The sequence below is a fragment of the Lactobacillus colini genome, assembly GCF_017874575.1.
Classification (GTDB): domain Bacteria; phylum Bacillota; class Bacilli; order Lactobacillales; family Lactobacillaceae; genus Lactobacillus; species Lactobacillus colini.
Genome location: NZ_JAGGLU010000023.1, coordinates 1 through 7708, shown reverse-complemented (window position 1 = coordinate 7708; position 7708 = coordinate 1). Strand labels below are relative to the sequence as shown.

At 30.4% G+C, this 7708-nt stretch carries 9 protein-coding genes; 3 read left to right on the top strand and 6 right to left on the bottom strand.

What is annotated here, in order from left to right:
* Positions 1-246 precede the first annotated feature (246 nt).
* Genes J2Z60_RS10710 through cas3 form a run of 5 tightly spaced genes read right to left on the bottom strand, consistent with a single transcriptional unit; the run spans position 247 to position 5003 of the window.
* On the bottom strand, positions 247-447 hold the full coding sequence (locus tag J2Z60_RS10710; protein WP_209687687.1) for a hypothetical protein: 201 nt from the start codon (positions 445-447) through the stop codon (positions 247-249).
* Between the two features lie 51 nt (positions 448-498).
* A complete protein-coding gene (gene cas2, locus J2Z60_RS10705) occupies positions 499-789 on the bottom strand; it encodes a CRISPR-associated endonuclease Cas2 (protein WP_209687686.1) in 291 nt (96 codons plus the stop codon).
* Positions 790-795: 6 nt separating this feature from the next.
* The gene (cas1c, locus tag J2Z60_RS10700; RefSeq protein ID WP_209687685.1) at positions 796-1827 is read right to left on the bottom strand and encodes a type I-C CRISPR-associated endonuclease Cas1c; all 1032 of its coding nucleotides are present in this window, start codon (positions 1825-1827) and stop codon (positions 796-798) included.
* The gene (gene cas4, locus J2Z60_RS10695) at positions 1824-2480 is read right to left on the bottom strand and encodes a CRISPR-associated protein Cas4 (protein ID WP_209687684.1); all 657 of its coding nucleotides are present in this window, start codon (positions 2478-2480) and stop codon (positions 1824-1826) included. The genes cas1c and cas4 overlap by 4 nt, the downstream gene beginning before the upstream one ends.
* Positions 2481-2501: 21 nt before the next feature.
* Entirely contained in the window at positions 2502-5003 is a 2502-nt protein-coding gene (cas3, locus tag J2Z60_RS10690) for a CRISPR-associated helicase Cas3' (RefSeq protein WP_209687683.1), read from the bottom strand.
* A gap of 654 nt (positions 5004-5657) precedes the next feature.
* Here cas3 and J2Z60_RS10685 point away from each other — a divergent pair.
* From J2Z60_RS10685 to J2Z60_RS10675, 3 genes are all read left to right on the top strand, one after another.
* Positions 5658-5942, top strand: coding sequence for a hypothetical protein (locus J2Z60_RS10685; protein WP_209687682.1), 285 nt, complete (start codon positions 5658-5660; stop codon positions 5940-5942).
* Complete coding sequence (locus J2Z60_RS10680) at positions 5932-6351, top strand: hypothetical protein (protein WP_209687681.1); 420 nt, start codon at positions 5932-5934, stop codon at positions 6349-6351. Before J2Z60_RS10685 ends, J2Z60_RS10680 begins: the two co-directional genes overlap by 11 nt.
* Before the next feature lie 310 nt (positions 6352-6661).
* Complete coding sequence (locus tag J2Z60_RS10675) at positions 6662-6856, top strand: hypothetical protein (protein ID WP_209687680.1); 195 nt, start codon at positions 6662-6664, stop codon at positions 6854-6856.
* A 372-nt stretch (positions 6857-7228) separates the two neighbouring features.
* Here J2Z60_RS10675 and J2Z60_RS10670 read toward each other — a convergent pair whose 3' ends face one another.
* Positions 7229-7489, bottom strand: coding sequence for a type II toxin-antitoxin system CcdA family antitoxin (locus J2Z60_RS10670; RefSeq protein WP_245328810.1), 261 nt, complete (start codon positions 7487-7489; stop codon positions 7229-7231).
* Positions 7490-7708: the final 219 nt, after the last annotated feature.

The window sequence follows — 7708 nt, the reverse complement described above, 5'->3', positions numbered from 1 at the left end:
CCCGCACACTTTGCGAAACTTTGTTCAGTTTTCAAGGTACGAAAGTCGATAAACGACTTATTTAATTTATCATATCTCATCATCTTTGTCAAGATGTTTTTTGATAAATTGTTGTGTCGTGTGTTCTTTTCTCAACGACAGTTTTTAATTATACATACTGCCATTTATATTGTCAACATCTTATTACATATTTTGTCATCAATTTCTTTAGAATTTATTTACTGTTCAAATACCTATGTTATTAAACTAAGTTGTTTTATTTATAAATCTGAAACCTGAAAGCTGAAAATCACGCTCTTTCCGCTTGTCTTTTGGCTTTTTCTTTCCAAAAATAAAAGTGTCTAGAAAATTAGTTTTTTCCCAGACACTTGTTATGGTGCTTTCAAGTTTCAGTTCATTAATTAAAAGCAAAATACCTAGTATTTTATCATTTATCTTTCCAGTCAAAAGAATTCCTATACGAGCACACAGAAAATATGCTCACTAACTTCTTACACCCTAAAAAATAACTGGTCCGTCTAGGTCAACAATAGTCTTACAGCCATAACTAAATATTTTATTATGATACCTAGATCCAATATTAAAAAAATATAGGCTATCATACTCCTCATCTATTTCACTTAAAAGCTTATTTTTCAATATTTCCAATTGCATATTGTTTACTAAACATTCAAATACAGAATTTTGTACTCTTTGTCCATAGTCTTGACAAATTTTTGCCACATGACGTAATCTCTTTTTTCCTGCTGTATCCTTGGTATTAACATCATAACTTACTATTACCATCAATTTTAGTTACTTCCATAAAAATGGTGGATATTCATCTATATCCCCACGTAAAAACCTTGCCAATAACTGTGATTGTATAAAGGGAACTAATCCCCATTGTATTTTTTCCTTTAGATATGGGTGCATCAACTCTTTCATTTTATTTTTTTGCCATTCACTTAAAAATTTCTTCCGAGCACTTTCACTAAGTAGAACAGCTCCATCAGCCTTTTGTTCAAAGTCTTTTTCGCTAATCATCTTTTTATTAATTAAACTTAAAACAAACCTATCAGCAACAACCCCACGTAATTCTTCCATCAAATCAAGGGCTAACGATTCCCTTCCGGACCTATCTACATGCATAAAACCTACATACGAATCAAGCCCATTAGAAGTTAATGCTGCTGAACATTCAGCCGCTAAAAGTGAATAAGCAAAAGAAAGCAATGCATTAACATTATCCATAGGAGGTCTACGATTTCTTCCGTGATAATAAAATGTTTCCTTCTGATTAATTATCATATCATCAAAAATTGCGAAGTATTCTGTTGCAAGGTTACCTTCAATTCCACGTAATTTATCAACTGAATCAGTACTTTCAATAGCATCTAATCCTAATTTCAGTTTAGAAGAAACATCTTTAAATTTTTCGACATTTATTTGCATCCCATGATCGCGAGTAAGCCTTTCAATAATCCAGCGCTGATTATAAATCTTGCCTAATATAAAGTTGCTTGCAATTTGCAATGCTAATACTGGCTCTATTGAGGCACCATATTGTGTTTTTCTTAAATAAACATTTCCATACGGTTTTCCTACCACTCTTCCCCTTAATCTACCTGTTTCAGACATAAAAGAAACACTTATTCTATTTTCTAAACACTTTTGCATTAATCCTGGACTAATGCCAGCATAACCAAAAGTGACAATTGCCTCAAAATTCTGCAAAGGAACTTTTCCAGCACATTTTTTATCTATAATAACTTTTACATCATTGCCTTCTGTAGCTAAATATGCATTTTTAGAAGTTACATATAATGTGTTATTTATCTTCTTCATTCATTTAGCCTTCTCTTGATATACGAGTGAACATTTTCACTTTTCAGTAACTCTGGCAAGCAAATTTCACGTAAAGAACAAGATTTACACCTATCAGATGGCTTTACCCTAGGTGTATATTTTTTCTTCCAATAAGCATGCATTTCATTAATATCTTTCTCAAATTCTTGACGTAGACTTTCCGTAAATTTAACTTTTTCTCTATGACGAATTTTTCCATAATAAAGATATCCATACTCTACATGACAAAATAACATCTCTTCTAAGCAAAGTGCTTCACCTAAAAGTTGTAATTTATCTGAATGATCAGATTTTTCCTTACCATGCTTATATTCTACAGGAATTGGTAAGTACTTGCCTTGTTTCCCATATACATTTACTCCATTTTTATCTTTTAAAAATTCTACTGCATCACATTTTCCTGATATACCATATTCGCGTGAATGAATAGGCATTGCTCTCACAATAAATTTTGACCCTCGCGTTTCGCTAATATATGGATCGTCTACTCTTTTATGCATTAAATCCCCAGCTATAGTTAAATAATTATCTTGCCATTGGCGCTCAATATGAGCTAATGCCCACTGACGACGACAAAACGCAAAATGCTGAATTCCAGATAATTGTAAATATTCATCTTCACTATAAGTCATTTTTACCTTCAAAATTATCATTTAAAAAATAATATTTGCAACGCAGTCCGCATTGAATTGTGTTGTCAAACCTGTATATTCATTATAATATCCCTCTTTTAATGCATAAATTGCAGTATTAGAATTTTCTGGCGAAATAACTTCTAATGCTCTTTCTTTATCTAATGTATCGAAAACATTTTTATACACATTTACTATGTAAGATTGGGCTTTCTTCATTAAATCTTTCAAATCAGACTTATTCTTTACAACTCCATTTATCTCAGCAATGATGTCTTTTGCCTTATTTCCATAAGGAACGATAATCGAGGTAGTATTTTGGGTAATTACTTCAAAATTTTTAGCTATTGTTTCAAAATCTGAAAAAGGCACAGTATTAATGTTATTTTCTTTAACCCCAACTCGAAAAACATAATCACTAAGATTATATTCACCAACTCTTTTGCCCTGCGTTAAGCCGTTTAAATTCTCTTTTTTATAAAAAATATTAAAATATTGTGCTACCACATTTTTATCAAGTAAATTGGTTATATCAGCTTGCTGACTAGTAATCATATCTAGCATAATTTCTTGACCTGCTTTTATTGTTTTTAATCTTTCTAGATTCTCTTCTTCTTTTTTTATTGAAATTAGATAAACATAACCACAATCAGTTTCTGAATTTCTATTACATCTACCTGCTGTTTGAATAATCGAATCTAGACCGCAGGCCGATCTGAAAACACTTTTGAAACTAATATCAACCCCAGCTTCAATCAAAGGAGTAGAAATACAAATAACCGGTTGATTTTCTTCCAATCTATTCTTTATATCTTTAATAACATCTTTTCTATGTGCCGGACACATACGCGTGCTTAAATAATAAACAGGAATTTGAACATTGTTTTCTATTAATAATTCATTTAATTTAGTAAAAACCTTCTCAGTGGCAGATATTGTATTAAATACTGCTAAAATAGAATCAGTTTTCGCTGTTGCTTCAAAAATTTTAACAGCGGCTTCATCACAAGTAAGATCACTTTTTCTTCCATTAGAGAACATTTTATTTATAAACTTAACCCGCTTGAACTGATCAATCCTCTCATCTAAATCTGAAATTATTTCCGCATTTTTAGAGATATTTAGTTTGGGATCATTTATTTTATCTAGTGCTGGTTGAGTAGCTGTACAAAGAATTATGTTACAATTACATATCTCTTGTAAGAAATTAATTGCATAGTTGAATAAAGCCGTTGTTTCAATTGGTAACTTTTGAATTTCATCAAAAACTATTACTGAATTACATAAATTATGCAACCTTCGCCGATTTTTAGTTCCTGAGGAATAAAACGTATTCAAAAACTGGACCATTGTAGTTATTACAATAGGAGAATCCCAATTATCTTCTGCTAAATCCATTAAATTTTGAAATTCAAAATTATTTTGTTTATGAGAGATATTGCTGTATTGCGTATTTAACTTTTGAGAAATATTACTGTGAAATTCTAAAATATTAGTTGTATCGTTTTCATTATTGTTAAGCTTTTCTCGAAAAACTCGCGCATTTTGTTCAATTATCGTTATATATGGTAAAACATAGATTATCCTTTTCTTATTATGCAAAATTGAATGCTTCAAAGATAATCTCATGCTTGCCAGCGTCTTGCCTCCGCCGGTTGGAAGAGAAAGAGTATAAATGCCTGACTTTTTTGTAGCAAAATCATCGCACTCTTGCGACATTTCAGCCCTATACTGATTTATCTGAGATATTTTGCCTTTATTCATATCATCAAGCTTATCAACCAAACGTCTATAATACGTTTTAAAAATTTTTTGACTATTATTTTGATTTAGAACTTCCTTTCCATATTCAAAATTAGCAGCATCAGTTCTATCAGCATCTAGCAAGCATGAATAAACATAGTTACCAAGCATAGCTAGATTCGGTAAAGTTGTATCTTTATTAGTAAGAATGTTCTCTACTATTCTCTTAAATTCCGTAAATGCCTGATTAAAATAATCGTCCAAGTTTGCTTTAGACATCACATCACTATAAAAAATATTTTTAATAATCTTTAGTTCATTAACGTTTTTCTTGCTATCTAAAAAATTTTGAATTCGTTCCAAAAAGGGGCTCTTATTACTTGTTAATAGATAATCTTTTAATCCATTTGTATTATGGTGAGAAAAGATTGCATTCATTAAAATATTTTGAAGCATTTGCAGATTAAATCTAGTATTGGGATCGCATTCATTTAATTGTATGTAATCAGTAACATATTCTTTAATAAATGCGCCTCCAAATGTAGAATGATCAATACTTCCTCTTTTTTCATTACCAGTTTTAATATAATCTTGAAATTCTGATCTATATTTTCCTAAATCGTGTAAGATCGCCGCTAAGCCAGTTACATGAGCAATATTTAGTTCCGAGCCAAATTTTTCAGCATATTTTTTGCTATTTAATAAATGGTCTCTTAGTGACTGAATAGCTATAATTTTGCCATTTTTGTCTATTTTAGTATGTCCAATATATTCTGCCATTTGCCTATCCTAATTATGTAATCGCTTTATATAATATTTTAGTACTTAATTATTAATTAGTCTAACTAGCTAATTAGCTTACTATAATGTATTCATACATACGTCATGTAAGAACAAAAAATCTAAAAAGAAATCTTAGCTGTGATATGGCTATGATTCCTTTTTAGTAATTTATTAAATTTAAATAGTGCGACTATAAATATACTAGATGTTACCTAACTGTTCGTAATGGATCAATCATTTTATGTATCTGCTAAAGATTTTCTAAGTACCTAAAACGTCTAAAAGGATTAATCTTTAAGCTTTTAATTATTTCATCAAAATCCATTTTTTAAGCCCGCTTGTTTTTAAAGCTGAATATCTTTTTATTCACATCTCAATGGACTTTTAATTTTCAGATTTCTGATATGGATAATAATTCAATAAAGTCGTCATCTGATGCTTTTCCAATTCTTTCAAAAATTGTATCAAGTGTATCATTTTTTCCAGATATTCTAATTCCTTCAAGTGTTCAAATTCTTTTTTTGTCAATTACTATCACCCTGTTATTATTCCAACTCACGCACTCGCAAGGAGTGCGACTATAGACCAGGATATTACTGTTTTATATGACAATGAATTTCAATCCATGCACTGACAAGGAGTGCGACTTTATTGATAGCTTTAGCGATTATTTTTATCATTTTGAAGATACTGAATATTATTACCTGGTTTTGGTGGTTAGTTTTACTACCTTTGTTTATTTATATAGCTATATGGCTATTGGAAGTTATTGTAGTGGCTATTCTTGCTTGGCTAGGATACAATGCGATGCTAAATAAATTAACACCAGAGAGGATTATTTTTTATGGTAAGGTTCCTAAACAATGTAGAGGTAATATTATCCAAATACAAAGTTTTGGCAGCAAGCTTAATGAGGCAGTGTTAAATGGGTGGTAGAGGAGCAAACTTTAGAGTAAGTATCAAAGGTCATAGGTATGGAACTGAATTTAGGTCAGTTTTTAAATATAAGAACATAAAGTTTGTAAAAAACAATGGTCTTGACTATAGAAAAGGAAAGAAAAATAAGGCTATACCTGCTACATTGCCTTTAGAAACTCAAACAGAGGGCAGAGTTTATATTTCTGTTGATAACCAAAATGAGTTAAAAAGTATTGCTTTTTATAAAAACAAAAAGAAGTATAAACAAATTGACATAGATCATAAACACAAAATAAAAGGAAAATATATTCAGCCACATACTCATTTAAGATACTATAATGCTGAAAATGGCACCAAAAAATTAACTAGAAAAGAGCGCAAAATGATAGCGGAAGTTATAAAAGTATGGAAAAATGTAAATAAGTAGAAAGCTGTAGTTTAGTAGGGAGAACAGGGCTTTACACTTTATTTAGCGATCCGATAGAGTGGTATGCAAAGATATGTTGTACTGGCATATTTAAATTGAGGCGCGTGTATTAGTCAAGACATCAGTTCAAATCTGGTCGCTTTCTACGTTTAGGACAATTGCGGTATATGTGATTGTCCTTTTATTTTTATCTAACTTGTAAATGGCATAAATGAATATATTTTGAGTAAAATATTTTGGCACTCAAGATGTATGAACCAAAAATAAAGAACTTTAAGAAAATTGATTCATAAACATAGGAGGGATGAGTATGAAATTAAAATATATAGGTGAGTCGTTTGGAGTTGACAGCCTAACTAATGGAAAAATATATAAATGTCTGGGTGAAGAAGGCTCATTTTATCGAATAATTGACGATAGTGGTGAAGATTATTGGTATTCTAAAACTAATCCGGCACCTCTTGATGGATCGTCAAAAGGTGGTAGATGGGAAGTTGTAAGCTAGTAGTCATACTCATTTTGGATATGAACATTCTAAAATGGAACACGAGCTACAACTAATTTTGAAAATATATTTACTGATGTAGTAAAATAAAAAGTGAGGATAAGTCGTCTAACGGGCAATACGTAGTTGTTAATCAGCTAAGATATGGGTTCAATTCCTGGCGTCCTCATAAATATACTTAAGCGTTCAATTTTGAACACTTTTTTATAATATTTTTTAAAAAAGCTTAGCTATAATATATTGATTTAGTTATTAAAATGTTAACGTACTGGTCTTTTTCTAATGATCGTTTAGGATATATAAAAATCCTACGTTTATAGATGACTTGTTTAAGTATCTATAAACGTAGGATTGTAACATTGTATTTTTATATTATTCAATTTCAAGTTTTTGCTTTAAAGCATCTGTTAAAATGGCTGAAAAGTTAATACCTGCTTCTTTTGCTTCTTCATTCAAGTAATTAGGAATAGTGAGGGTCTTTTTAACTGTCCTATCATCATTCATTCTTTGATACTTTGAAATGTTGACATCAACTAGTGTAGCTATAGAATTAGCTCCAACTTTTGGTATTTTAGTATTATTGGCAGGTAGTTTTTCAACTAGTGACATAGTACCTATTAAATCTTTACCCATTTCAATTGCTTCTGCTACTGTATTACCTTGTGTATCTCTATCGAGATCAGGAACATGAACGGTATATTTAACTTTTGAGTCGCTGGTTTCAGTTATTATAATTGGAAATATTGCAATTTTATCTTTTTCGTTAATTGTAGAATCAAATTGAACACTTAGTTCATAAAATTAAAAAAGCCCATTTGTGACTCTTTGTTAGAATGTAAATAACCACAAATA

Bases quoted from the DNA above. Each gene is read 5' to 3' on its own strand.
- cas1c (WP_209687685.1), bottom strand. From the start codon at position 1,827: ATGAAGAAGATAAATAACACATTATATGTAACTTCTAAAAATGCATAT.
- cas4 (WP_209687684.1), bottom strand. From the start codon at position 2,480: ATGACTTATAGTGAAGATGAATATTTACAATTATCTGGAATTCAGCAT.
- cas3 (WP_209687683.1), bottom strand. From the start codon at position 5,003: ATGGCAGAATATATTGGACATACTAAAATAGACAAAAATGGCAAAATT.
- J2Z60_RS10680 (WP_209687681.1), top strand. From the start codon at position 5,932: ATGGGTGGTAGAGGAGCAAACTTTAGAGTAAGTATCAAAGGTCATAGG.
- J2Z60_RS10675 (WP_209687680.1), top strand. From the start codon at position 6,662: ATGAAATTAAAATATATAGGTGAGTCGTTTGGAGTTGACAGCCTAACT.
- J2Z60_RS10670 (WP_245328810.1), bottom strand. From the start codon at position 7,489: ATGGGTAAAGATTTAATAGGTACTATGTCACTAGTTGAAAAACTACCT.